Origin of the sequence: Streptomyces sp. NPDC059003, assembly GCF_042740445.1 — a bacterium.
Taxonomy (GTDB): Bacteria; Actinomycetota; Actinomycetes; order Streptomycetales; family Streptomycetaceae; genus Streptomyces.
In genome coordinates this window covers 18,867-43,453 of sequence record NZ_JBHYJH010000079.1, presented here as the reverse complement: position 1 = coordinate 43,453, position 24,587 = coordinate 18,867, and the positions used below count along the sequence as shown (strand labels likewise).

The window sequence follows — 24,587 nt, the reverse complement described above, 5'->3', positions numbered from 1 at the left end:
GTGTTTCACGTGAAACACACCGCCCCAGTCCCTTGTCAGCCTTCCGCCGCCCACCATTCCTTGAGCGCCGCCACCGCCGCGTCCCGCTCCATCGGCCCGTTCTCCAGGCGCAGCTCCAGCAGGAACTTGTACGCCTTGCCGATCGCCGGGCCCGGGCCGACGCTCAGGATCTCCATGATCTCGTTGCCGTCGAGGTCGGGGCGGATCGCGTCGAGCTCCTCCTGCTCCTTCAGGCGGGCGATGCGCTCCTCCAGGCCGTCGTACGCGCGGGAGAGCGCGTTGGCCTTGCGCTTGTTGCGGGTCGTGCAGTCGGAGCGGGTCAGCTTGTGGAGTCGATCGAGGAGCGGGCCCGCGTCACGTACATAGCGACGCACTGCCGAGTCGGTCCACTCCCCGGTGCCGTACCCGTGGAAGCGCAGATGCAGCTCCACCAGGCGCGAGACGTCCTTGACGAGCTCGTTGGAGTACTTGAGCGCGGTCATCCGCTTCTTGGTCATCTTTGCGCCGACCACCTCGTGGTGGTGGAAGGAGACCCGGCCGTCCCCCTCGAAGCGGCGCGTCCTCGGCTTGCCGATGTCGTGGAGCAGCGCGGCGAGCCGCAGCGTCAGGTCCGGGCCGTCCGCTTCCAGGGCCATCGCCTGCTCGAGGACGATCAGCGTGTGGTCGTAGACGTCCTTGTGCCGGTGGTGCTCGTCGCGCTCAAGACGCAGCGCGGGCAGCTCGGGCAGGACGTGGTCGGCCAGGCCCGTGTCGACGAGCAGGGCGAGGCCCTTGCGCGGGTGCGCGGAGAGGATCAGCTTGTTCAGCTCGTCCCGGACGCGCTCGGCGGAGACGATCTCGATGCGCCCGGCCATCGCCTTCATGGCGGCGACGACGTCCGGGGCCACCTCGAAGTCCAGCTGGGAGGCGAAGCGCGCGGCGCGCATCATCCGCAGCGGGTCGTCCGAGAAGGAGTCCTCGGGGGTGCCGGGGGTGCGCAGGACGCGCTCCGCCAGGTCCTCGAGGCCGCCGTGCGGGTCGATGAACTCCTTCTCCGGGAGTGCCACGGCCATCGCGTTCACGGTGAAGTCGCGGCGCACGAGGTCCTGCTCGATGGAGTCGCCGTAGGACACCTCGGGCTTGCGCGAGGTCCTGTCGTACGCCTCCGATCGATATGTCGTCACCTCGATCTCGAAGCGCTGCTCGGCGCCGTCCACACGGGCGTCCTTCTGGCAGCCCACCGTGCCGAAGGCGATCCCGACCTCCCACACCGCGTCCGCCCAGGGACGGACGATCTTCAGCACGTCCTCGGGGCGGGCGTCCGTCGTGAAGTCCAGGTCGTTGCCGAGCCTGCCGAGGAGCGCGTCCCGGACCGAGCCGCCGACCAGGGCGAGCGAGAACCCGGCCTCCTGGAAACGGCGGGCGAGGTCGTCCGCGACAGGGGACACGCGCAGCAGTTCACTCACGGCGCGGCGCTGCACCTGGCTCAGGGCACTGGGATTGTCTTCGTTGGCGTTCGGCACAACAGAAAAGGGTACGTGCCCCGGCGGCACGCGGCCGCCCCGATTTCCGCCGCCCTCCCGGCGCCCGTCCACGGCGCTCACCACGGCCCTTGCGGCCACGGTGGCCGGTTCTTGCGATCTTGTGGAGCAGTCCGCGGCACTTAGCCCCGGCGCGCCTCGTTACCATGCCTGGACGCAGCAACCGAGAACCACCACACAGCTGACGACGACGAGGGACGGGCGACGCGTGGCCGAGGCGGCAGACTTCCCGGGGACCAGCCCCTCACCTGCCCGCCGGTGGCTCCGGCGCACAGCGGCACTGCTGGCCGGAGCGCCCCTGGTGGCCGGGCTGCTTCAGGTGCCCGCACCTTCGTCCGCGTACGCCGCGACGCCCGATGTGCAGACCGCCGCGTCGGCCTTGAAGACGGCCGTCACAAGCCCCAGAGAGGCCGCTGCGGGCCCGAAGGGCGCCGCCACCGGTTCCGGGACCGTCGACGTGTCCCTGGACGCGCTCACGCCCAGCGCGCCGCGCGAGGGCGACACCGTCACCGTCTCCGGCAAGGTCACCAACGAGGGCAAGCAGACGATCACGGGTGCCCATGTGGGGCTGCGCGTCGGCTCCCCCCTCGGCGGCCGCACGCAGATCGACGCGGCCGCGAAGCGCACCGCGTTCCAGCCGGGCGTCGACGGCACGGAGGTCGGCGGCAAGTACGTCAAGAAGATCACCAAGCTCCTGCCCGGAGTCCCGCAGGACTTCAGCATCTCCGTGCCCGTCAGTGCCCTGGACCTCGGCATGGACGGCGTCTACCAGCTCGGCGTCACGCTGACCGGCCAGACCTCCGCCCAGCCCTACCCGCAGGTGCTCGGCATCGAGCGGACGTTCCTGCCGTGGCAGGACGGCGCCGCCGAGACGAAGACCAGGACGACGTACCTGTGGCCGCTGATCTCCTCCACGCACCTCACCGCGAGGACGCGCTCCGACGAGCAGCAGACGCCCGTCTTCGAGAACGAGGACCTCGCCGAGGAGCTCAAGGCGGGCGGGCGTCTGGACCAGCTCGTGACGCTCGGCAGCCAGCTCGACGTCACCTGGGTCGTGGATCCGGACCTGCTGGTGTCCGTGGCGGCGATGGCGGAGAAGTACGACGTCGAGGGGCCGGACGGCACCACGGTGCCGGGCAGACACCAGGCCGTCGCGAAGCAGTGGCTCAACCAGCTCCAGAAGACGGTGAAGGGCAAGAAGGTCGTCGCGCTGCCGTTCGCCGACCCCGACCTAGCCTCCCTCGCGCACAACGGCAAGACCGTCTCCGGCTCGCTCAGCCACCTCAAGGAAGCCACTGAGGCCGGCGCGACCGCGGTGGAGGGCATCCTCATGCTCAAGCCGAGCTCGGACTTCGCCTGGCCCGCGGACGGCGCGATCGACCCGTCGATCGTCGACGTCGCCACGTCGGCGGGCGCCCACAGGGTGATCGCCCGCAGCGACAGCCTCCGTGAGACCGGCGGCCTGCTGTACACGCCGAACGCGGCGCGGCCCATCGGCGGCGGCACGACGGCCGTGGTCGCCGACGCCCGCCTGTCCACGGCCTTCCAGGGCGACATGACGCGGTCGGAGAACTCCACGCTCGCCGTCCAGGAGTTCCTCGCCCAGAGCCTCATGATCACGCTGCAGGATCCGGCCAAACAGCGGAGCATCGTCGTCGCCCCGCAGCGCATGCCCTCCGCCAGCCAGGTCCAGACGATGGCCAAGGCGCTGACCGCCCTCGACGACGAGCGCTGGTCGCAGCCGCAGGAGCTGACCGCGGCGGCGAAGGTCAAGCCGGACCCGACCGCCACCACGCAGGTCCCGTCGGCCGCCGCCTACCCGGCGTCGCTGCGCAAGCAGGAGCTGCCGCGCTCGGGCTTCGAGGAGATCCGGAACACGCAGGACAAGCTCGACCGCTTCAAGGTGATCCTGTCCGACCCGGACCGCGTGATCACCCCGTTCGGCCGGGCCATGGACCGTGAGATGTCCACGTCGTGGCGCGGCCGCCCGGAGCAGGCGCTCAGCTTCCGCAAGGGCGTGGAGGGGTATCTGACCGACCTCACCGATCAGGTGCGGCTGATCAAGAAGTCCGACGCGAAGCTCTCGGGCCGCAGCGCGACGATCCCGGTGACCGTCCAGAACAACCTCGTCCAGGGCGTCGACCACCTCACCCTGCGCCTGACGTCCACCAACCCCACGCGTCTGAAGATCGGCGACGGCCTCTACGAGCAGCAGTCGGTCAAGATCACGGGCGGCGGTCACACCCAGTCCGTGAAGTTCACCACCACGGCCAACGCCAACGGTCCGGTCCGGGTCTACGCCCAGCTCTACACCGAGGACGGCGAGCCGTACGGCGAGCCGGTCTACTTCGAGGTCAACGTCACGGAGTTCACCGTCACGGTGATGCTGGTCATCGGCGGCGGCGTCCTGCTGCTCGTCCTCGCCGGATTCCGCATGTACACCCAGCGCAAGCGCGCGGCGCGGCAGCAGGCCGAAGCGGGCCCGGACGACGGCCCCGACGGCGGCTCCGCCGAGGACCCCGACAGCGCGTCCGGCCCCACCCCCGGAACCGACCCCGGCGCCGGCGAACCCGAGCAGCCGAGTGACCCGACGCCGGACACCGCTCCGGAAAGCACCGAGCCGTCGCACACGGGTGAGAGAGTGGACCGTTGAGCGATGTCGTGGCCGGCGGGCCCGGGACCATGAGGTGGGGTAGACCATGAACGCGCCGTACGACGGTGAACGCGGCCAGGGCGCGGGCGGCTCCGGCGCGGCCGGGGGCCCGGAGGACGGCCGTCAGCCGCCCCAGCACGCGCCGGACGCCTACCTCCAGGACGCCTACGCACAGGACCCCTACCAGGCCCAGGACCTCTCGGCCCAGGACCCGGTGGCCGAGGCGCTCTACGACCGTGCCGCGCACCCCCCGCCGCCGCCCGGCACGTACCAGGACCCCCAGCAGCTCTACGGCCAGCCCCCGTCCCCGCAGCACGCGCCGGACCCCCGTGTGTGGGCCCAGACCCCGCCGCCCGAGCCGGACGGCCCGACCCGGCACCTGCCGTACGGCGACGACCCGCGCACGACGCAGTACGTAGGCGTCGACGACCTGGTCACCCAGGCCGGCGAGGAGCGCCATCAGCCGGACGCGTTCGCGCACCTCTTCCGGGACCAGCAGGGCGGCGGCTACCGCGACCCGCGGAGCGAGGCGCATCAGCAGGACCCCCATCTGGGCGACGGTTACCCGCGCGACCCCCGGGGCGAGGCGTACCAGGCCGGGGGATACCCGGCCCAGGGCCAGCAGCAGGTCGGTCATCAGGGCCAGCCCGTCGCCGGGTACCAGGACCAGCAGCAGGGCGGCTACCAGGGCCAGGGCACCGCGTACCCGTACCAGCAGGCCGCGGCTCCGTACACCGACCCGCAGCAGGGCGGTACGCCGTACGCGTATCCGCAGACCGACGCCGCGTACCACCCGCAGAGCGACGCCCCGTACGTGAACCACCAGAACGCGCCGTACGCGCACCAGCAGGACCCGCAGCACGCCCCGTATGCCAACCAGCAGGCGGGCGGCTACTACCAGGATCCGAACCAGAACGGCGGGTACCAGCAGGACCCGCAGTACGACATCGCCCGGCCCCCCGCCGCGGCCCCGGCCGTGCCGTCGCCGGCGCAGGAGCCGGTGCCCGCTCCGGCGGCGCCCGCGGCGAAGTCCGGCGGGCGCGCGTCCAGCCTGCTGAAGTCGAGCGCGGTGATGGCCGCGGGCACGATGGTGTCCCGGCTCACCGGCTTCGTCCGCTCCGCCATGATCGTCTCGGCGCTCGGCATCGGCCTGCTCGGCGACACCTTCCAGGTCGCCTACCAGCTGCCGACGATGATCTACATCCTGACCGTCGGCGGCGGCCTCAACTCGGTCTTCGTGCCGCAGCTCGTCCGCGCCATGAAGGACGACGAGGACGGCGGCCAGGCGTACGCCAACCGCCTCCTCACGCTCGTCATGGTGGCGCTCGGCGTCCTCACCGTGGTCGGCTGGTTCGCGGCGCCCGTGCTCGTGCACCTGCTGTCCACCCCGGTCGCCAGCGACCCGGACGCCAACGAAGTGGCGGTCACCTTCGTCCGCTACTTCCTGCCGTCGATCTTCTTCATGGGCGTCCATGTCGTCATGGGCCAGATCCTCAACGCACGCGGCAAGTTCGGCGCGATGATGTGGACCCCGGTCCTCAACAACATCGTCATCATCGCCACGCTCGGCATGTTCCTGTGGGTGTACGGCACGTCCGAGAAGTCGGGCATGCGCGTCACCACGATCCCTGACGACGGCGTACGCCTCCTGGGCGTCGGCGTCCTGCTCGGCCTCGTGGTCCAGTCGCTCGCGATGATCCCCTACCTGCGCGAGACCGGCTTCAAGCTGCGGCTGCGCTTCGACTGGAAGGGCCAGGGCCTCGGCAAGGCCGCCATGCTCGCCAAGTGGACGATGCTCTTCGTCCTCGCCAACCAGGCGGGCGCGCTCGTCGTGACCCAGCTGGGCACCGCGGCGGTCAAGCACTCCGGCATGGACGGCACCGGCTTCTCCGCCTACTCCAACGCCCAGCTCATCTGGGGTCTCCCGCAGGCCATCATCACCGTCTCGCTGATGGCGGCCCTGCTGCCCCGCCTGGCGCGCTCGGCCCACGAGGGCGACACCGGCGCGGTCCGCGACGACATCTCCCAGGGCCTGCGCACCTCGGCCGTCGCGATCGTGCCGGTCGCCTTCAGCTTCCTCGCGCTCGGCATCCCGATGTGCACACTGATGTTCGGCTCGTCCGGCGTCAACGGCGCGACGCGCATGGGCTACATGCTGATGGCCTTCGGTCTCGGCCTGATCCCGTACTCCGTGCAGTACGTCGTGCTCCGCGCCTTCTACGCGTACGAGGACACCCGCACCCCCTTCTACAACACCGTCATCGTGGCCGCCTTCAACGCCGCGGCCTCCGCCCTCTGCTACGTGGTGCTGCCCGCCCGCTGGGCGGTGGCGGGCATGGCCCTCTCGTACGGCCTCGCCTACGCGATCGGTGTGGGTGTCGCGTGGCAGCGGCTGCGCAAGCGGCTCGGCGGCGATCTGGACGGCGCGAACGTGCTCCGTACGTACGCCCGACTCACGCTCGCCTCGGTTCCGGGCGCGATTCTGGGTGCCGGGGCCGGGTACGCGATCACCAAGGCGCTGGGGCAGGGCGTCTTCGGCTCGCTCGCCGCGCTGGTCGTCGGCTGTGGTGTGCTGTTCGGAGTCTTCTTCCTGGCGGCGCGCCGCATGCGCATCCAGGAGCTCAACTCGCTGGTCGGCACGGTGCGCGGCCGATTGGGGCGCTGACGCGCCCGGGCTCGCACAACCATCGTCGGCCACCGTGTGTCGTGCATAGCGGCGGACTGTGGGCACAATTGGCTTTGGCGTCTGACGAAGCGCAACGGATGGGGAGGCAGGAACGACGGTGGCGGAACGGAGCACGGCTGCCGTCGACGTGGCAGACAACAGCGGTGACGAGCCGCTGACCGCGCAGGCGGAGCAGTCCACGGCCGACGGGGTGGCCCAGAGCCGGGAGCGGGACACGGCGGACGACAGCACGGCGGAGGCGAACGGGCCCACGAGTCCGCCGGGGGCGACCACGCCCCCAGAACTGCACAGCGGCCACAAACTCGCCAGACGCTATCGCCTCGAAGAGTGCGTCACCCGTCTGGACGGATTCAGCAGCTGGCGAGCGGTCGACGAAAAGCTCCGCCGCGCCGTGGGCGTGCACGTGCTGCCCTCGGATCACCCGCGCGGCCGCTCGGTGCTTGCCGCCGCACGTTCCTCGGCCCTGCTGGGCGACCCTCGCTTCGTCCAGGTCCTGGACGCGGTCGAGGAGAACGACCTCGTCTACGTCGTCCACGAGTGGCTCCCGGACGCCACGGAACTCACCACGCTGCTCGCCTCGGGACCGCTGGAGGCGCACGACGCCTACCAGCTCGTCAGCCAGGTCGCTCAGGCCATGGCCGCCGCCCACCGCGAGGGCCTCGCCCATCTGCGCCTCAACCCCAGCGCGGTCCTGCGCACCTCGTCCGGCCAGTACCGCATCCGCGGCCTCGCCGTGAACGCCGCGCTGCGCGGCATCAGCTCCGAGACCCCGCAGCGCACCGACACGGAAGCCATCGGCGCCCTGCTGTACGCCGCGCTGACCCAGCGCTGGCCGTACGAGAACGACGCGCACGGCCTGTCCGGGCTGCCCAAGGGCGTCGGCCTGATCCCGCCGGACCAGGTCCGCGCCGGGGTGCACCGCGGCCTGTCCGAGCTCGCCATGCGCGCGCTCGCCAACGACGGCGCGACGGCCTCCCGCCAGGAGCCCGCCTGCACGACGCCGGACGACCTGGTGAAGGCCGTCGGCGAGATGCCGCGCATCCGGCCCCCGGAGCCCACCTTCACGGCGCCTCCGGAGTACCAGCGCACGACCTACCAGCAGGGCTCGTACGGCCGTACGGCACAGCCCCCAGGGGCGACGCAGCCGGTCCCGGCCCCGCCGCCCCCGCTGCAGGGCCGCACCGGAAGGGCCCTCAAGTGGACGGTCTCGGCGCTGCTCATCGCCGCGCTCGGCCTGGGCAGCTGGCAGCTCGCGGACGCCCTGATGGACCGCGACAGCAAGTCGGGGGACTCGGACACGTCGCAGACGTCCGAAGGCGGCGACAAGAACAAGGCCAAGCCCGGCAAGCCGATCGAGGTCGAGAGGGCCCAGGCGAGCGGCATGGGCGGCGAGTTCAAGAAGTCCTACCAGGACGGCTCCGCGCTCTGGCGCACGGCGACGTACAAGGCGGGGCCACCCCTGGCTCCGTACAAGCCCGGCGCCGGCATCGTCTACGACCTGGGATCGGCCAAGAAGCTTTCGGACGCGTCGATAAGGCTTCTGTACAAGGGGCCCTACACGTCGATCTCGCTGTACGCGGCCGACTCGATGTCACCCACCGGGTCAGTCGACTCCCTGAAGAAGATCGGCGGAGGCAAGACAAACGGCTCCTCCCTGAAGCTCAAGGCGAATTCCAAGGTGAAGACGCAGTACGTGCTCCTCTGGGTGACGGCGGTTCCGCACGTCGGAAACGAGCAGTACCGCGAACCCGGCTACCGGCAGGGCATCACGGACGTCCAGTTCAAGGGCTTCAAGGGCTGAGGCCCGCACATCTCGGCGTGGGGAGGGGGTTCGAGGTGGACAACGCCGCACACGGCGAGCTGAGCGACCAGGACCTCCTGTCCCGCCACGTCGACGGCGACAAGGACGCCTTCGGTGAGCTTGTCCGCCGTCACCGCGACCGGCTGTGGGCGGTCGCCCTGCGCACGCTGGGGGACCGCGAGGAAGCGGCGGACGCCGTCCAGGACGCCCTGGTCTCCGCCTACCGCGCCGCACACACCTTCCGCGGCCAGTCCGCCGTGACGACCTGGCTGCACCGCATCACGGTGAACGCCTGCCTGGACCGGGCGCGCAAGACGGCCTCCCGCAAGACCTCCCCGGTGGAGGACACCGAGCGCCTGGAGCAGCTCCTCGAACCGCACGAGTCGGCCGCGGCCCCCGTCGAGCGCGGCGATCTGCACCGCGAGCTCCTGCGGGCCCTCAGCACCCTCCCGGCCGACCAGCGTGCCGTGCTCGTCCTGGTGGACATGCAGGGCTATCCCGTGGCCGAGGCGGCCCGGGTGCTCGACATCCCCACCGGCACGGTGAAGAGCCGCTGCGCCCGGGGCAGAGCAAGACTCCTGCCCCTCCTCGCGCATCTGCGGACACAGGCACCGCCGGGCTCCCAGGCACCCCCGCCGGCCAAGGGCAGTGCACCCGGTGACCAGCGCGGCGGCAAAAAGGCGGGCCCAGGAAGGAACCGGACGCAGGGGACAACCGTCCCACCGGCAGCGGACCCCCCGGATACCGACTCTCAGGAGGCGGGACCCGGTGATTCAGCGGCAATGAAGGGCGGAGGTGGGCGAGCGTGACCACGACGACGGACTCGGCTGGGCACCCGGACGTCACCGAGCTCTCCGACCTCACCGAAGGCCTGCTCTCCCCGTCCCGTACCCGCGATGTGCGCCAGCACCTGGACGACTGCGCACTCTGTACCGACGTCTACGACTCCCTCGAGGAGATCCGCGGCATGCTCGGTACGCTGCCGGGCCCGCCCCGGATGCCTGCCGACGTCGCGGAGCGCATCGACGCGGCGCTGGCGGCCGAAGCACTGCTGAATGCCACGGCGCCCTCGGTCGATGTTTCACGTGAAACATCGACCACGGCGTCGAGCAAAACGACCAAGACGAGCAAGGCAGGCAAGCCTGCGCCCGCAGAGAGCGCCACGCCCAGTGCCGCCACGCACGCCCCCGCCGGTCATGCCCGCGCGGCCACCGGGCCCGGCCGCGGAGGCCGTACCCGAGGCAGGCGCCGCCGCACCACCGTCATCGGTGCCGTCTTCACTGCGGCTGCCCTGGGGCTCGGCTCACTGCTGGTGCTCCAGCCGTGGGAGAGCGACTCGTCGGGCTCAACGGAGACGGCATCCGGGCAGTCGGACACGGCCACGTTCTCGAAGGGCAAGCTCAAGAGTCAGGTCGCCGATCTGCTGGCCAAGGATCCGTCGGTGAGGGGCGAGAGCACGACTCCCAGTCCCACCTTCGGCACCAAGGCCAGCCCGGACACCCCCTCGCGGGGCTCGTCGGACGATGGTCACAGGAAAGGCGGGCCGGCCTACGTCGAGGTGCCCGCCTGCATCGAGCAGGGCATCGGCCTCGACGGCCGTGCGCCGCTCGCCGCGGACCAGGGCACCTATGAGGGCAAGGACGCCTACCTCGTCGTTGTCACGCACGAGACCGACAGCACGAAGGTCTCCGCCTATATCGTCGATGCCGCCTGCGTGAACGCGTCCGCGGCGCCCGGCGCCGCGGGCAAGGTGCTGTTGACCCAGTCCTACCCCCGGGGCTGAGCGGGCCCGCACCGCCAGCGGGCGCCCCAGCTCGGCGCCCCAGCTCCTCCACCCAGCGTCTCTGGGCGCTTCCGTGCGGTCCCCGTACCAGCCGGGCGGCCGCGGCATCCGTGTGCTCGGACACGTGGGGAATGCTCGCCCCGTAGGATCCGTTGGGTGGGGTGAGAACCCTGAGACAGGCACACGCCAGCAGTACGCAGCAGTCCAGAGACGAGGAATCAAGCCGTGACCGACGTCCGTAACGTGATCATCATCGGCTCCGGGCCCGCCGGCTACACGGCGGCGCTCTACACCGCGCGCGCGTCGCTGAAGCCTCTGGTGTTCGAGGGCGCCGTCACCGCGGGTGGCGCGCTGATGAACACCACCGATGTGGAGAACTTCCCGGGCTTCCGGGACGGCATCATGGGCCCCGACCTCATGGACAACATGCGCGCCCAGGCCGAGCGTTTTGGCGCCGAGCTCGTCCCGGACGACGTGGTCTCCGTGGACCTCACCGGTGAGATCAAGACCGTGACGGACACGGCGGGCACCGTGCACCGCGCGAAGGCCGTCATCGTCACGACGGGCTCGCAGCACCGCAAGCTGGGCCTGCCGAACGAGGACGCGCTGTCCGGACGCGGCGTCTCCTGGTGCGCGACCTGCGACGGGTTCTTCTTCAAGGACCAGGACATCGCCGTGATCGGCGGCGGTGACACGGCCATGGAGGAGGCGACCTTCCTCTCCCGGTTCGCCAAGTCCGTGACGGTCGTCCACCGCCGTGACAGCCTCCGCGCCTCCAAGGCGATGCAGGAGCGCGCCTTCGCCGACCCGAAGATCAAGTTCGTCTGGGACAGCGAGGTCGCCGAGGTCAAGGGGGACCAGAAGCTCTCCGGCCTCACCCTGCGCAACGTCAAGACGGGTGAGACGTCCGAGCTGCCCGTGACCGGCCTGTTCATCGCGATCGGCCACGACCCGCGCACGGAGCTCTTCAAGGGCCAGCTGGAGCTGGACGGCGAGGGCTACCTGAAGGTCGACGCGCCGTCGACCCGGACGAACCTGACCGGTGTCTTCGCCGCCGGTGACGTCGTCGACCACACGTACCGCCAGGCGATCACGGCGGCGGGCACCGGCTGCTCCGCCGCTCTCGACGCCGAGCGCTTCCTCGCCGCCCTCGCGGACAGCGAGACCGCGGCGGCCACCGCAGTCTGACCCCTTCCTTCGCCCCACCCGCACCATCAAGTTAGGAGCCCGCCGTGGCCAACCTGAAGAACGTGACCGATGCCTCCTTCGAGGCGGACGTCCTGAAGAGCGACAAGCCCGTACTGGTGGACTTCTGGGCCGCCTGGTGCGGTCCGTGCCGCCAGATCGCCCCGTCGCTCGAGGCCATCGCGAAGGAGCACGGCGACAAGATCGAGATCGTCAAGCTCAACATCGACGAGAACCCGGGTACGGCCGCCAAGTACGGCGTCATGTCCATCCCGACGCTGAACGTCTACCAGAACGGTGAGGTCGCCAAGACCATCGTCGGCGCCAAGCCGAAGGCCGCCATCGAGAAGGACCTGGCGGACTTCATCGCGGAGTAGCGCGCGTGGGCCGCGGACGCGGCGCGCGATGTTTCACGTGAAACACGAATGGGCCAGCCCCCTGGGGTTGGCCCATTCGTATGTTCCAGGTCCTGCTCCTGAGGCCTCGTCGCCCGGCCCTTGCGCCCACGCGCCCTACAGCGGCCGCAGCGCGGGCTCCTTCTGCACCGCACCCAGAAGGCGGTCGAGGGCGAGCTCCACGTCTTCCTTCCAGGAGAGCGTCGTACGCAGCTCCAGGCGCAGCCTCGGATACGCGGGGTGCGGCCGGACCGTCTTGAAGCCCACCGCCAGCAGATGGTCCGCGGGCAGCACGCAGGCCGGCTTCTCCCAGCGTGCGTCGCCGAACGCCTCGATGGCCTTGAAGCCCCGGCGCAGCAGATCCTTGGCGACCGTCTGCACGATGACGCGGCCCAGGCCCTGCCCCTGATATCCGGGCATGATCCAGGCGGTCATCAGCTGCACGGCGTCCGGGGAGACAGGGCTCGTGGGGAAAGCGGTGGAACGCGGGACGTAGGCCGGAGGCGCGTAGAGCACAAAGCCCACCGGCACGTCGTCGACGTAGACGACCCGGCCGCAGGATCCCCATTCCAGGAGGACGGCGGAGATCCACGCCTCTTTTTCCAGCTCCGGTGTCCCGGCCTTCAGCGCGGCTTGGCCGCTGACCGGGTCCAGCTCCCAGAAGACACACGCGCGGCAGCGCTTGGGAAGGTCCGGAAGGTTGTCCAGCGTGAGCGGTACGAGCCGTCGCCCCATGAAGGCGGTTCCTCACTTCCTTCGCCCGCGGCGCCACGGGCGGCTGTCAGTGCGCTCCGTTCCCTGAGCAGGCTGCCGACGAAACCACCGACCGCGCCGAGCCCGAGCCCTGCGGTCATCAGTCCGGTGCGGCTCACCGTTCGCATGGCCCCCGCCTCCCCTTAGAGGTGCCTTCAGGTGGATGCGCCATACCCGAACGCATCGTATCCACGATGCGATTGCCTCGACACCGTGGAAAAGCAAAGAGCAGGCCGTGTTCCGGCACGCACCGGACACGGCCTGCTCTCACAGGCGTCGCAGGAGCTCAGTCGTCCTCGTCCTCCGCGAGGTCCTCGGCCGCCGCCTCGGCCAGCCCGTTCCTGAGAACCGGGCCCTCTTCCGGAGCGAGCGTGGAGAGGATGCGCTCCAAGTCCTCCAGCGAGGCGAAATCAACGACGATCTTGCCCTTCTTCTGGCCCAGATCCACCCTCACCCGCGTCTCGAAGCGATCCGAGAGGCGCGTGGCGAGATGGCTCAGCGCGGGCGACAGGCGCGTACCGGCACGCGGGCCCTTGGCCTTCGGCTTGCTCTGCGGCCGCGACCCCATGAGGGTCACGATCTCCTCCACGGCTCGGACCGAGAGTCCCTCGGCCACGATCCGATGGGCGAGCCTGTCCTGCTCCTCCGAGTCCTCGACGGAGAGCAGCGCACGGGCATGGCCCGCGGACAGCACTCCGGCGGCGACCCTACGCTGGACCGTCGGCGAAAGCTTCAGCAGACGCAGCGTGTTGGAGACCTGCGGCCGTGAACGGCCGATCCGGTCCGCCAGTTGGTCATGCGTGCACTTGAAGTCCTTGAGCAACTGGTCGTAGGCCGCGGCCTCTTCCAGCGGGTTGAGCTGAGCGCGGTGCAGGTTCTCCAGGAGTGCGTCCAGGAGGAGCTTGTCGTCCTCCGTCGCCCGCACGATCGCCGGGATGCGCTCCAGGCCCGCCTCACGGCAGGCACGCCAGCGGCGCTCGCCCATGATGAGCTCGTAGCGCGCGGGCCCCACCTGGCGTACGACGACGGGCTGGAGGAGCCCGACCTCCTTGATGGAGGTCACCAGCTCCGCGAGAGCGTCCTCGTCGAAGACCTCACGCGGCTGCCGCGGGTTGGGCGTGATGGAGTCGAGCGGCACTTCGGCGAAATGCGCCCCGGCAGGGCTGGCCAGTTCGTCGGCCACGTCGGCCACCGTCGGCTCCGGCGTTTCCCGTGAAACGGGAGTCTGCGGGAGCGAGGCCACCTTCGCGGCCGCCACTCCGCGCTCGGCGGTGAGCACCGGCACGGCGGTGGGTGAGGTGGAAGCTCCGCTCACGGCCGTGGCGGCCGCCTTCTCTGTAGGAGCCGCAGGGATCAGAGCGCCGAGGCCACGGCCCAGCCCTCTCCGTCGCTCGCTCACTGGATCCCCTCCGTCATGTTCTGCTGGTCGTTCTGAACGCTCGCGTGAGCGTGCTGCACGTCGTAGCGCACACCCACTCCGCGCAACGCGATCTCCCGTGCCGCCTCGAAGTACGACAGGGCACCGCTTGAGCCTGGATCGTAAGTCAGCACCGTCTGTCCATAGCTCGGCGCCTCGGAGATCCGCACCGAGCGGGGGATGCTCGTACGCAGCACCTCGTCGCCGAAGTGGTTGCGCACTTCGTCCGCCACCTGGGAGGCGAGCCGGGTCCGGCCGTCGTACATGGTGAGCAGGATCGTCGATACGCGCAGGCGCGGGTTGAGGTGACCGCGCACCAGATCGACGTTGCGCAGGAGCTGGCCAAGGCCTTCCAGCGCGTAGTACTCGCACTGGATGGGGATCATCACTTCCGCGCCGGCCACCAGTGCGTTCACCGTCAACAGGCCAAGGGACGGCGGGCAGTCGATCAGGATGTAGTCCAACGGCTGCTCATAGGCCTGGATGGCGCGCTGCAGTCGGCTTTCCCGTGCGACCAGCGACACCAGCTCGATCTCCGCACCGGCGAGATCGATGGTGGCCGGGGCACAGAAGAGTCCCTCGACATCGGGGACGGGCTGGACGACTTCGGCGAGAGGCTTGCTCTCGACCAACACGTCGTAGATAGAAGGGACTTCGGCGTGATGGTCGATGCCAAGGGCCGTGGAGGCATTGCCCTGCGGATCGAGGTCGATCACCAGAACCCGTGCGCCGTGCAGGGCCAGCGAGGCGGCAAGGTTGACGGTTGTCGTCGTCTTGCCCACTCCGCCCTTCTGGTTGGCGACCACCATGACCCGGGTCTGCTCGGGACGTGGCAGGCCTTCGCCCGCGCGGCCAAGGGCTTCCACCGCTAGTTGGGCAGCACGACCGATAGGGGTGTCGTCCATCGGGCTCGGTGTTTCACGTGAAACATCCTCCCCCACCGACTCGGTACGGGGACCGGGGACCGGATCGGTCATCGGTCCCGCGATGTTGGCGTCGGACCGCAAGGATTCACTCTCCTCGACTTCAGGCTCGCAATGAACAGAGCCTCCCATGCTTTCGGGGTCGTGAACCAGCGAGGCCCGGTCTTCTGTGGACGAATCCACCTCTGTGGACAACTCCGTTCCCTTATCGAGGGAACCGAGTGGCCGACGCTCGCGAGGTCCCGCAGCGCGACCGCGACTGATGATGCCATGCAGTAGTGAGCGACGTTTCACGTGAAACACGATGCACGGCAACCGGGGTGCCGCTCGTGCGACACCCCGGTTTGCGTACGTTTGACAGCTTTTGTGGAGTACGGCTCGTCGTCAGGACGGATCAGCGAAAGACTTGGACTCGTCCCACAAAGCGAAGAATCAGCGGCGACGCCGAGCCCGTCCCACGCGTGCGGCCTTGGCCCGCTTGGCGGCGAAGCGCACACCACCCGGGCTCTCGCCCACCTCGACCCGGACGACGGTGGACAGGGGGTCCACCACGCCCTCGCCGACGTGCACGACGGAGACGGATTCCGCACCGAGCTTGCTCAGGGCGGCCCCGGCTGCCTTGACCTCTTCCTCGGCTGTGTCGCCCTTGAGCGCCAGCATCTCCCCGTAGGGGCGCAGCAGCGGGACGCCCCAGCCGGCGAGGCGGTCGAGCGGGGCGACGGCCCGCGCGGTCACGACATGCACCGGAGGCAGCTTGCCGAGCACTTCCTCGGCGCGGCCGCGGACGACCGTCACATGGTCGAGCCCCAGCAGCTCGACGACCTCGGTGAGGAAGTTCGTGCGCCGCAGCAAGGGCTCAAGGAGCGTGATCTTCAGGTCCTCGCGGACGAGAGCGAGGGGAATGCCGGGCAGTCCGGCGCCGGAGCCGACGTCGCACACCGTCACGCCCTCGGGCACCACCTCGGACAGCACGGCGCAGTTCAGCAGGTGCCGCTCCCACAGCCGGGGCACCTCACGAGGGCCGATCAGGCCACGCTGCACTCCCGCCTCGGCGAGCAGCTCCGCGTACCTGACCGCGTCCTGGTAACGCTCACCGAAAACCGTCCGTGCCACTTCCGGCGCCGGGGGGAGCTCCGCTTCCTCCGTCACGGGGACCGTCCTTCCGTACCGCACTGGGTCACTGACTATCAGGCTGACAAAGACCGGCCCCGTCTGCGAACAGACGGGGCCGGAAAGAGGGTGTGATCAGGCGGGGAGCACAACGACGAACCGCTGCGGCTCCTCGCCCTCCGACTCGCTGCGCAGACCGGCGGCCTTGACCGCGTCGTGCACGACCTTGCGCTCGAAGGGCGTCATCGGCTTGAGCTTGACCGGCTCGCCGGAGCTCTTCGCGTCGGCCGCGGCCTTGGCGCCCAGCTCGGACAGCTCCTCGCGCTTCTTGGCGCGATAGCCCGCGATGTCCAGCATCAGGCGGCTGCGGTCGCCCGTCTCGCGGTGCACGGCGAGACGGGTCAGCTCCTGGAGCGCCTCCAGGACCTCACCGTCGCGGCCGACCAGCTTCTGCAGGTCACGGCTGCCGGCGTCGCTGATGATCGAGACCGCGGCACGGTCGGCCTCGACGTCCATGTCGATGTCGCCGTCGAGGTCGGCGATGTCCAGCAGACCCTCGAGGTAGTCCGCCGCGATCTCCCCCTCCTGCTCAAGGCGGGTCAGAGCGTCGCCGGCCTCAGCTGCGGCGGAGGTGGTGGTGCCTTCCGTCACGGGATGGACTCCTTTTACTTCTTGGACGGGTGCTTGGGCCGCTGCTGGCCCTTGCGCTGTCCGGACTTGGCTTTGCTACGGGTGCCCTGGCCGGGCTGGCCGCCCGTGGCGCCGCCGGACTTGGTCTTGGCCGCGGCGTCCTGGGGCTTGTCCTCGGACTTGGACAGCGAGGGCTTCGCGGAGCCGTCCGCCTTGGCGTCACCGTCCGTCTTGGCGTCGGCGCCGCCGTCCGCCTTCGGGCTGCCGGTGGCGGACTGGCGCTTGGCCTTGCTCTGGCGCTTCGGCTGCTGCCGCTTGGGGGCGGCGGCGGTCGGGGTCCCGTCCTCGTCGACGGCCACGGGGGACTCGCTCACCACGATGGTGCCGTCGGCCTGGGCCGTGAGGCCCGCCTTGTTCAGACCGTTGATGAACTTGCGCTCGTACTCGTTACGGTCGCGGCCCTTGGCGACGATGGCCTTGACGACGTTGGTCTCGCGGCGGTTACGGGTCTTCTGGGCGTGCGTGACGTGCTTCTGCAGGCGCACCAGGAAGGCGGCCTGGGCCTTGGAGCCCGGGGTCGGGTTCTGGCGGATCACGTACATCTGCTGGCCCATGGTCCACACGTTGGTGGTCAGCCAGTAGACGAGGACACCGACGGGGAAGTTGATGCCGAAGACGGCGAACATGATGGGGAAGACGTACATCAGCATCTTCTGCTGCTGCATGAACGGCGTCTTCACCGTCGTGTCGACGTTCTTCGTCATCAGCTGGCGCTGCGTGAAGAACTGCGACGCCGACATCAGGATGATCATGAGCGCGGTCACGACGCGCACATCGGTCAGCGTGGCGCCCAGCGAGGCGACCTTGTCGGCGCTGTCCGTGAACTTCACCGCGAGCGGGGCACCGAAGATGTGGGCGTCACGAGCGCTGTCGAGCAGCTGCTGGTCGATGACGCCGACCTTCTTGTTGGACGCGATGCCGTTGAGCACGTGGTACAGCGCGAAGAAGAACGGCGACTGCGCCAGGATGGGAAGGCACGAGGAGAGCGGGTTGGTGCCCGACTCCTTGTACAGCTTCATCATCTCTTCGGACTGACGCTGCTTGTCGCTCTTGTAGCGTTCCTGGATCTTCTTCATCTCGGGCTGCAGCGTCTGCATGGCCCGGGTCGCCTTGATCTGCTTCACGAAGAGCGGGATCAGGCAGATTCGGATCAGGATCACCAGGGACACGATCGACAGGCCCCAGGCCCAGCCCGTGTCAGGGCCGAAGATCGCACCGTACAGCTTGTGGAACTGCACGATGACCCAGGAGACGGGTGTCGTGATGAAGCTGAAGAAACCGGCAATCGTGTCCACTAATCAGGCTCCTTGAGCATGGGACGGGGTCTCGGCGGCCGGGCTCGGGGGAGCCGGTGGGAGGTCCCCGGTCGGCACGCCAGCGGCGGAGGGCCCGCCCTTGCGTTCGCGCCAGGAGGCGCGCAGCATCTCGTGCCACCGCGGACGCTTGCGCGGCGGAACGTGATCGACACCACCGAGCGACCACGGATTGCACCGCAGGATGCGCCAGGCAGTGAGCGCTGTTCCCTTGACGGCACCGTGCCGGTCGATGGCGAGGTAGCCGTAGTGGGAGCACGACGGGTAGTACTTGCACACCGGGCCGAGGAGCGGACTGATCGTCCACTGGTACAGCTTGATCAGCGCCAGCAGCGGGTACTTCATCGCGCGCCCCCTCCCGGCAGCCGCTCCAGGGCGGCGTCCAGGTCTCGGGCCAGATGTGCGTAGGTGGCGTCGCCCGCGCCGGGCAACGCTCGTACGACTACCAGGCTACCGGGGGGCACCACGGCCAATCGGTCGCGCATGAGGTGGCGGAGTCTGCGCTTGACCTTGTTGCGTACGACGGCTCCACCCACGGCCTTGCTCACGACGAAACCCGCACGCGTCGGGGGAACGCTCTCCCCTGGCACGTGCGGGTCCGTTGCACCGCTGCGTAGATGGACGACGAGTAGCGGGCGTCCGGCCCGGCGTCCTCGGCGTACCGCGGTCGCGAAGTCTTCGCGCCGCCTCAGCCGATGCTCGGTAGGCAGCACGACGTCATGACCTAATGCGCTTAGGCGGACAGGCGGGCGCGACCCTTGCTGCGGCGGGACGCCAGGACGGCGCGGCCGGCACGGGTGCGCATCCGCAGCCGGAAGCCGTGGGTCTTCGCGCGACGACGGTTGTTCGGCTGGAAGGTGCGCTTGCTCACTCGGGGGCTCCAGAAATGATGTGTGTGGTGGCGGGGCATCGCCTGGCTGTCACCGTGCGCCCACGAGAAGCTCGCGTATACGCACCGAGTGCACCGCTTCACAATCACAGATCGTGATCTTTGCCCATCGGAGGCAGGCGGCAGCAGCCATCGACAACTCGACCTGGTTACGGTACGCGGGGCTACGCCATCCGGTCAAACCAGCCGTCAGGGAGAGACACTGTGCACAGCCTGTGGACAACAACTTGAACCGCACCCGTCGCCCTGACTACCGTGGCTGAACTCCGATTCGTTCCCTTCCCCCTGCCCATCCCGATTTCCGTCCCGACCCGTCCCAAGAACCACACCTTCGTGGGACCTGTGAGAGAGCGTGCCCTGTGGCTGACGTACCTGCCGATCTTGCCGCAGTGTGGCCAAGGGTTCTGGAACAGCTGCTGGGCGAAGGGCGTGGGCAGGGCGTCGAGGCGAAGGACGAGCACTGGATCCGGCGCTGTCAGCCGCTCGCGCTCGTCGCCGACACCGCGCTGCTCGCCGTGCCGAACGAGTTCGCCAAGGGCGTACTGGAGGGCCGCCTGGCCCCGGTCGTCAGCGAGACCCTGAGCCGCGAGTGCGGCCGCCCGATCCGCATCGCCATCACCGTCGACGACTCCGTGGGCGAGCCTCCGACGCCGCCCGCGCCGCCCGTCCAGCAGCAGCCGCGCTACGAGGAGCAGCCTCCCCGGTACGAGGACCAGCCCTCCCGCTACGAGGAGGCCCCGCCCCGGTACGAGGAGCCCGAGCTGCCGCCCCCCTCCGGTCAGGGACATGACACGTACGACGCGTACGGCCGGCGCTCCGGGGACGAGCACCCCACGGGCTCGCGCCCCGACCAGCTGCCGACGGCCCGCCCGGCGTATCCGGACTACCAGCGCCCCGGTGCCTGGCCCCAGCAGCCGCAGGACGACTACGGCTGGCAGCAGCCCCGCCTGGGATACCCCGACCGCGACCCGTACGCGAGCCCCGGCCAGCAGCCGCAGCACGACTACCGCTCGGGGCCCCCGCAGGAGCGCGCGCCGTACGAGCAGCAGCTCTCCGAGCGGCAGGCGCAGGAGCGGCACGACCGGCACGACCGGCACGACCGGCGCGGGCGGCACGAGCTGCCCGAGCCGCCCGCCGGTGCGGGCCCCGGTGCGGGCCCCGGTTCAGGGCCGCACGGAGGCCCCGGAGGGTCCGGGGGCCCCGCAGGACCCGTCGGCCGCGGCGGCACCTCCCTGCCCTCGTCGAGCGGTGCCCCCGGCCCGCTGGCCGCCCAGCCCGCGCCCGCCACAGGCCCCGGTGAGCCCACCGCCCGCCTGAACCCGAAGTACCTCTTCGACACCTTCGTCATCGGCGCGTCGAACCGCTTCGCGCACGCGGCCGCGGTCGCCGTGGCCGAGGCGCCGGCGAAGGCGTACAACCCGCTGTTCATCTACGGGGAGTCGGGACTCGGCAAAACGCATCTGCTGCACGCCATCGGGCACTACGCCCGCAGCCTGTATCCCGGCACCCGCGTGCGCTACGTGAGCTCCGAGGAGTTCACCAACGAGTTCATCAACTCCATCCGCGACGGCAAGGGCGACAGCTTCCGCAAGCGGTACCGCGAGATGGACATCCTGCTCGTCGACGACATCCAGTTCCTCGCGGACAAGGAGTCGACGCAGGAGGAGTTCTTCCACACCTTCAACACGCTCCACAACGCCAACAAGCAGATCGTGCTCTCCAGCGACCGGCCGCCCAAGCAGCTGGTGACCCTGGAGGACCGGCTGCGCAACCGCTTCGAGTGGGGCCTGATCACGGACGTCCAGCCGCCCGAGCTGGAGACGCGGATCGCGATCCTGCGCAAGAAGGCGGTGCAGGAGCAGCTCAACGCCCCGCCGGAGGTCCTGGAGTTCATCGCGTCCCGGATCTCGCGCAACATCCGCGAGCTGGAAGGCGCGCTGATCCGCGTCACCGCGTTCGCGAGCCTCAATCGACAGCCCGTGGACCTGGGCCTCACGGAGATCGTCCTCAAGGATCTGATCCCGGGCGGCGAGGATGCGGCCCCGGAGATCACGGCGACGGCCATCATGGCGGCGACCGCCGACTACTTCGGTCTCACGGTGGACGACCTGTGCGGATCGTCACGCAGCCGGGTCCTGGTGACGGCGCGACAGATCGCCATGTACCTGTGCCGCGAGCTCACCGATCTCTCCCTGCCGAAGATCGGTGCCCAGTTCGGCGGCCGCGACCACACGACGGTGATGCACGCCGACCGGAAGATCCGCGCGCTGATGGCGGAGCGCCGCTCCATCTACAACCAGGTCACCGAGCTCACGAACCGCATCAAGAACGGCTGACAGCACCAGAGTTACGTCACCGCAGGGCGCCCCAGGAGCACGTCTCCTGGGGCGCCCTGTGCCGTTTTCCCGACCCGTTTTCCGGCGCCACGCGCGCGTACCCACACCTGTGCACAACGAAAACCGCGCGTGCGAGCGCGACCTGTTCGTCATCTTCTGTTCGATTCGTGGTCACCAGGGGTGGGTTCTCCACAGATCTGTGGCCTTTACCGCGTCCACACCCTGGGGACTGGGAAGTTGTCCAGATCGTGTCCACAGGGGACGCTGCTGAATGACTATCAGGCCAGGTCAGGTGACTGTGGATTCGTGGACGAACGCTCTCCACAGGCTGTGGATGAAGATCTTGTCCACAGGGGGTGCCGACGGTTGTCCACCGGCGGCCCACAGGCTGGGGCCGGTTGTGCACAGCTTCTCCCCAGGGCTGTCCACTGTTCGGCAACGCGACGCGCCCTCTCACCGGGTCGAGTGAAAGGCGTCACACCATGGTGGTCGATTGGCCTGTGGGGAAGCTGGGTAAAGCTGGGGACAGGGCTGGGGAGAAGTACCCCTCTCCTGTGCATCGGGTGTGCAGAACTTTCGCCCGTCCACAGATCCACCTGGTTGTCCACCGCCGCCGCCCACAGGGCCCGTGGACAAAAAACGGGCAGTGACCTGCGTATTCGCGGTTATCCACGGTTTCCACAGCCCCTACTACTACTCCCGACTAGAGAGAGTCCGGTTTTCGCTTTGAAGCGGGGGCTGTGCACAACTCTCGGCTCGGCCCGCCACGACCTCTCGGCACGACTTGACCCCGACGGGCACCAGCTGTCAGTGCGGTGCGTCAGACTGGTCCCCAGTGCCAGCAACAGCAGGAGGGCGGCTAAGTGAAGATCCGGGTGGAACGCGACGTACTCGCGGAGGCGGTGGCGTGGGCGGCACGCAGCCTCCCGGCTCGGCCGCCAGCGCCCGTCCTCGCGGGCCTGCTGCTGAAGGCCGAGGAGGGCGCCCTCTCCCTGTCCAGCTTCGACTACGAGGTCTCGGCCCGCGTCTCCGTGGACGCGGAGGTCGACGAGGAGGGCACGGTCCTCGTCTCCGGCCGCCTGCTCGCCGACATCTGCCGCGCCCTGCCCAACCGCCCGGTGGAGATCTCCACAGACGGTGTACGGGCGACGGTGGTCTGCGGCTCCTCGCGCTTCACCCTCCACACACTGCCTGTGGAGGAGTACCCGGCGCTGCCGCAGATGCCGACGGCCACGGGCACCGTCCCCGGTGAGGTCTTCGCCTCCGCCGCCTCCCAGGTCGCCATCGCCGCGGGCCGCGACGACACGCTGCCCGTCCTGACCGGTGTCCGCATCGAGATCGAGGGCGACACGGTCACGCTGGCCTCCACCGACCGCTACCGCTTCGCGGTCCGCGAGTTCCTGTGGAAGCCGGAGAACCCGGACACCTCCGCGGTCGCCCTGGTGCCCGCCAAGACGCTCCTGGACACCGCCAAGGCGCTCACGAGCGGCGACACGGTCACGCTCGCGCTCTCCGGCTCCGGCGCGGGCGAGGGCCTCATCGGCTTCGAGGGCGCGGGCCGCCGCACGACGACCCGCCTCCTGGAGGGCGACCTCCCGAAGTACCGCACGCTGTTCCCGACGGAGTTCAACAGCGTCGCCGTCATCGAGACCGCCCCCTTCGTGGAGGCCGTCAAGCGCGTCGCGCTCGTCGCCGAGCGGAACACCCCGGTGCGGCTCAGCTTCGAGCAGGGCGTGCTCATCCTGGAAGCCGGTTCCAGCGACGACGCACAGGCTGTGGAAAGGGTCGACGCCCAGCTGGAGGGCGACGACATCTCGATCGCCTTCAACCCGACGTTCCTGCTCGACGGCCTGAGCGCGATCGACTCCCCGGTCGCCCAGCTGTCGTTCACGACGTCCACGAAGCCCGCGCTCCTGAGCGGCAAGCCCGCGCTCGACGCGGAGGCCGACGAGGCGTACAAGTACCTGATCATGCCCGTACGTCTGAGCGGCTGAGCCCACAGGTGTGTGGCCGCGTCCGGGCGTAGGCTCGGACGCGGGTACGAACGTGCCGCGGGTACGCGAGCCGCCCGGATTCCGGACGGCGGCGACGTGCCCTCACGCCACATCGCTAGTTAGGAACGCACTGATGGAGCTCGGTCTCGTCGGTCTCGGCAAGATGGGCGGCAACATGCGCGAGCGCATCCGCCGCGCAGGCCACACCGTCATCGGATTCGACCGCAACCCGGACCTCGCGGATGTCCACAGCCTCGAAGAGCTGGTGAGCAAGCTCAAGGGCCCGCGCGTGGTGTGGGTGATGGTGCCGGCCGGACCCGCGACCCAGTCCACCATCGACGAGCTCGCCGAGCTCCTGCAGCCGGGCGACGTCGTCGTGGACGGCGGGAACTCGCGCTGGACCGACGACGAGAAGCACGCCGAGGAGCTCGCCGCCAAGGGCATCGGCTTCGTCGACTGCGGCGTCTCCGGCGGCGTCTGGGGCCTGGAGAACGGCTACGCGCTGATGTACGGCGGCGACAAGGAGAACGTCGCCAAGGTGCAGCCGGTCTTCGACGCGCTCAAGCCGGAGGGCGACTTCGGCTCGGTGCACGCGGGCAAGGTCGGCGCGGGCCACTTCGCGAAGATGGTCCACAACGGCATCGAGTACGCGATGATGCAGGCCTACGCCGAGGGCTGGGAGCTCCTGGAGGCCGTGGACTCCGTGGAGAACGTCCGCGAGGTCTTCCGCTCCTGGCAGGAGGGCACGGTCATCCGCTCCTGGCTGCTCGACCTCGCGGTCAACGCCCTGGACGACGACGAGCACCTGGACAAGCTGCGCGGCTTCGCGGCCGACTCCGGCGAGGGCCGGTGGACGGTCGAGGCGGCCATCGACAACGCGGTGCCGCTGCCCGCCATCACGGCGTCGCTGTTCGCACGGTTCTCCTCGCGTCAGGACGACTCGCCGCAGATGAAGATGATCGCGGCCCTGCGGAACCAGTTCGGCGGGCACGCCGTCGAGTCCAAGGGCTGAGCCACAGCCCGCACCCCTTCGTCCACAGCCTGTGCGGTTCGCGGTGGACCCGCGCACCGCGGCGAACCGGCGACAGCACCACTGGTGGCCCAGTGGACCAAGGGAAAGCAAGCACAGAAGCAAGCCG

At 69.7% G+C, this 24,587-nt stretch carries 20 protein-coding genes; 10 read left to right on the top strand and 10 right to left on the bottom strand.

Annotated features, from left to right (window positions below; translation table 11 throughout):
- Positions 1–35 precede the first annotated feature (35 nt).
- On the bottom strand, positions 36–1,502 hold the full coding sequence (locus ACFWZ5_RS25795) for a CCA tRNA nucleotidyltransferase (protein ID WP_384794119.1): 1,467 nt from the start codon (positions 1,500–1,502) through the stop codon (positions 36–38).
- A 226-nt stretch (positions 1,503–1,728) separates the two neighbouring features.
- Here ACFWZ5_RS25795 and ACFWZ5_RS25790 point away from each other — a divergent pair, with 226 nt between their 5' ends.
- The 7 genes from ACFWZ5_RS25790 to trxA all read left to right on the top strand — a co-directional run bounded on the left by ACFWZ5_RS25790 (position 1,729) and on the right by trxA (position 12,005).
- Positions 1,729–4,173 (top strand): DUF6049 family protein, encoded by a 2,445-nt coding sequence (locus tag ACFWZ5_RS25790; RefSeq protein WP_384794121.1) that lies wholly within the window; start codon positions 1,729–1,731, stop codon positions 4,171–4,173.
- 46 nt (positions 4,174–4,219) lie between these two features.
- Positions 4,220–6,838, top strand: coding sequence for a murein biosynthesis integral membrane protein MurJ (murJ, locus tag ACFWZ5_RS25785; protein WP_384794124.1), 2,619 nt, complete (start codon positions 4,220–4,222; stop codon positions 6,836–6,838).
- Between the two features lie 118 nt (positions 6,839–6,956).
- Entirely contained in the window at positions 6,957–8,660 is a 1,704-nt protein-coding gene (locus ACFWZ5_RS25780) for a protein kinase family protein (RefSeq protein WP_384794127.1), read from the top strand.
- A gap of 35 nt (positions 8,661–8,695) precedes the next feature.
- Positions 8,696–9,469 carry an RNA polymerase sigma factor SigM gene (sigM, locus tag ACFWZ5_RS25775; protein WP_384794130.1) on the top strand — a complete coding sequence of 258 codons (774 nt, stop codon included), beginning with the start codon at positions 8,696–8,698 and terminating at the stop codon, positions 9,467–9,469.
- Positions 9,466–10,443, top strand: a complete 978-nt coding sequence (locus tag ACFWZ5_RS25770) for an anti-sigma factor family protein (RefSeq protein WP_384891295.1) — start codon at positions 9,466–9,468, stop codon at positions 10,441–10,443. The genes sigM and ACFWZ5_RS25770 overlap by 4 nt, the downstream gene beginning before the upstream one ends.
- Positions 10,444–10,668: 225 nt before the next feature.
- Positions 10,669–11,631: a thioredoxin-disulfide reductase gene (gene trxB / locus ACFWZ5_RS25765; protein WP_384794136.1), complete on the top strand. Its 963-nt coding sequence runs from the start codon at positions 10,669–10,671 to the stop codon at positions 11,629–11,631.
- A gap of 44 nt (positions 11,632–11,675) precedes the next feature.
- Positions 11,676–12,005 carry a thioredoxin gene (gene trxA / locus ACFWZ5_RS25760; RefSeq protein ID WP_384794140.1) on the top strand — a complete coding sequence of 110 codons (330 nt, stop codon included), beginning with the start codon at positions 11,676–11,678 and terminating at the stop codon, positions 12,003–12,005.
- A gap of 135 nt (positions 12,006–12,140) precedes the next feature.
- Here trxA and ACFWZ5_RS25755 read toward each other — a convergent pair whose 3' ends face one another.
- The 9 genes from ACFWZ5_RS25755 to rpmH all read right to left on the bottom strand — a co-directional run bounded on the left by ACFWZ5_RS25755 (position 12,141) and on the right by rpmH (position 19,100).
- Positions 12,141–12,758 carry a GNAT family N-acetyltransferase gene (locus ACFWZ5_RS25755; RefSeq protein ID WP_138960694.1) on the bottom strand — a complete coding sequence of 206 codons (618 nt, stop codon included), beginning with the start codon at positions 12,756–12,758 and terminating at the stop codon, positions 12,141–12,143.
- 304 nt (positions 12,759–13,062) lie between these two features.
- Entirely contained in the window at positions 13,063–14,175 is a 1,113-nt protein-coding gene (locus ACFWZ5_RS25750; RefSeq protein ID WP_384794144.1) for a ParB/RepB/Spo0J family partition protein, read from the bottom strand.
- Positions 14,172–15,248, bottom strand: a complete 1,077-nt coding sequence (locus ACFWZ5_RS25745) for an AAA family ATPase (RefSeq protein WP_384794212.1) — start codon at positions 15,246–15,248, stop codon at positions 14,172–14,174. Before ACFWZ5_RS25745 ends, ACFWZ5_RS25750 begins: the two co-directional genes overlap by 4 nt.
- 300 nt (positions 15,249–15,548) lie before the next feature.
- On the bottom strand, positions 15,549–16,265 hold the full coding sequence (rsmG, locus tag ACFWZ5_RS25740) for a 16S rRNA (guanine(527)-N(7))-methyltransferase RsmG (RefSeq protein ID WP_384794147.1): 717 nt from the start codon (positions 16,263–16,265) through the stop codon (positions 15,549–15,551).
- Positions 16,266–16,361: 96 nt separating this feature from the next.
- Positions 16,362–16,877 (bottom strand): R3H domain-containing nucleic acid-binding protein, encoded by a 516-nt coding sequence (locus tag ACFWZ5_RS25735; RefSeq protein ID WP_030676855.1) that lies wholly within the window; start codon positions 16,875–16,877, stop codon positions 16,362–16,364.
- 14 nt (positions 16,878–16,891) lie between these two features.
- Positions 16,892–18,211, bottom strand: a complete 1,320-nt coding sequence (yidC, locus tag ACFWZ5_RS25730) for a membrane protein insertase YidC (RefSeq protein ID WP_384794151.1) — start codon at positions 18,209–18,211, stop codon at positions 16,892–16,894.
- Positions 18,212–18,214: 3 nt separating this feature from the next.
- Positions 18,215–18,574: a membrane protein insertion efficiency factor YidD gene (gene yidD / locus ACFWZ5_RS25725; RefSeq protein WP_384794154.1), complete on the bottom strand. Its 360-nt coding sequence runs from the start codon at positions 18,572–18,574 to the stop codon at positions 18,215–18,217.
- On the bottom strand, positions 18,571–18,942 hold the full coding sequence (gene rnpA, locus ACFWZ5_RS25720; RefSeq protein WP_384794157.1) for a ribonuclease P protein component: 372 nt from the start codon (positions 18,940–18,942) through the stop codon (positions 18,571–18,573). Before rnpA ends, yidD begins: the two co-directional genes overlap by 4 nt.
- 20 nt (positions 18,943–18,962) lie before the next feature.
- The gene (gene rpmH / locus ACFWZ5_RS25715) at positions 18,963–19,100 is read right to left on the bottom strand and encodes a 50S ribosomal protein L34 (RefSeq protein WP_016644655.1); all 138 of its coding nucleotides are present in this window, start codon (positions 19,098–19,100) and stop codon (positions 18,963–18,965) included.
- Between the two features lie 377 nt (positions 19,101–19,477).
- Here rpmH and dnaA point away from each other — a divergent pair, with 377 nt between their 5' ends.
- From dnaA to gnd, 3 genes are all read left to right on the top strand, one after another.
- The gene (gene dnaA / locus ACFWZ5_RS25710) at positions 19,478–21,454 is read left to right on the top strand and encodes a chromosomal replication initiator protein DnaA (protein WP_384794161.1); all 1,977 of its coding nucleotides are present in this window, start codon (positions 19,478–19,480) and stop codon (positions 21,452–21,454) included.
- An 863-nt stretch (positions 21,455–22,317) separates the two neighbouring features.
- Entirely contained in the window at positions 22,318–23,448 is a 1,131-nt protein-coding gene (gene dnaN / locus ACFWZ5_RS25705; protein WP_384794164.1) for a DNA polymerase III subunit beta, read from the top strand.
- Positions 23,449–23,581: 133 nt separating this feature from the next.
- Positions 23,582–24,460: a phosphogluconate dehydrogenase (NAD(+)-dependent, decarboxylating) gene (gene gnd / locus ACFWZ5_RS25700; RefSeq protein WP_384794167.1), complete on the top strand. Its 879-nt coding sequence runs from the start codon at positions 23,582–23,584 to the stop codon at positions 24,458–24,460.
- Positions 24,461–24,587 lie beyond the last annotated feature (127 nt).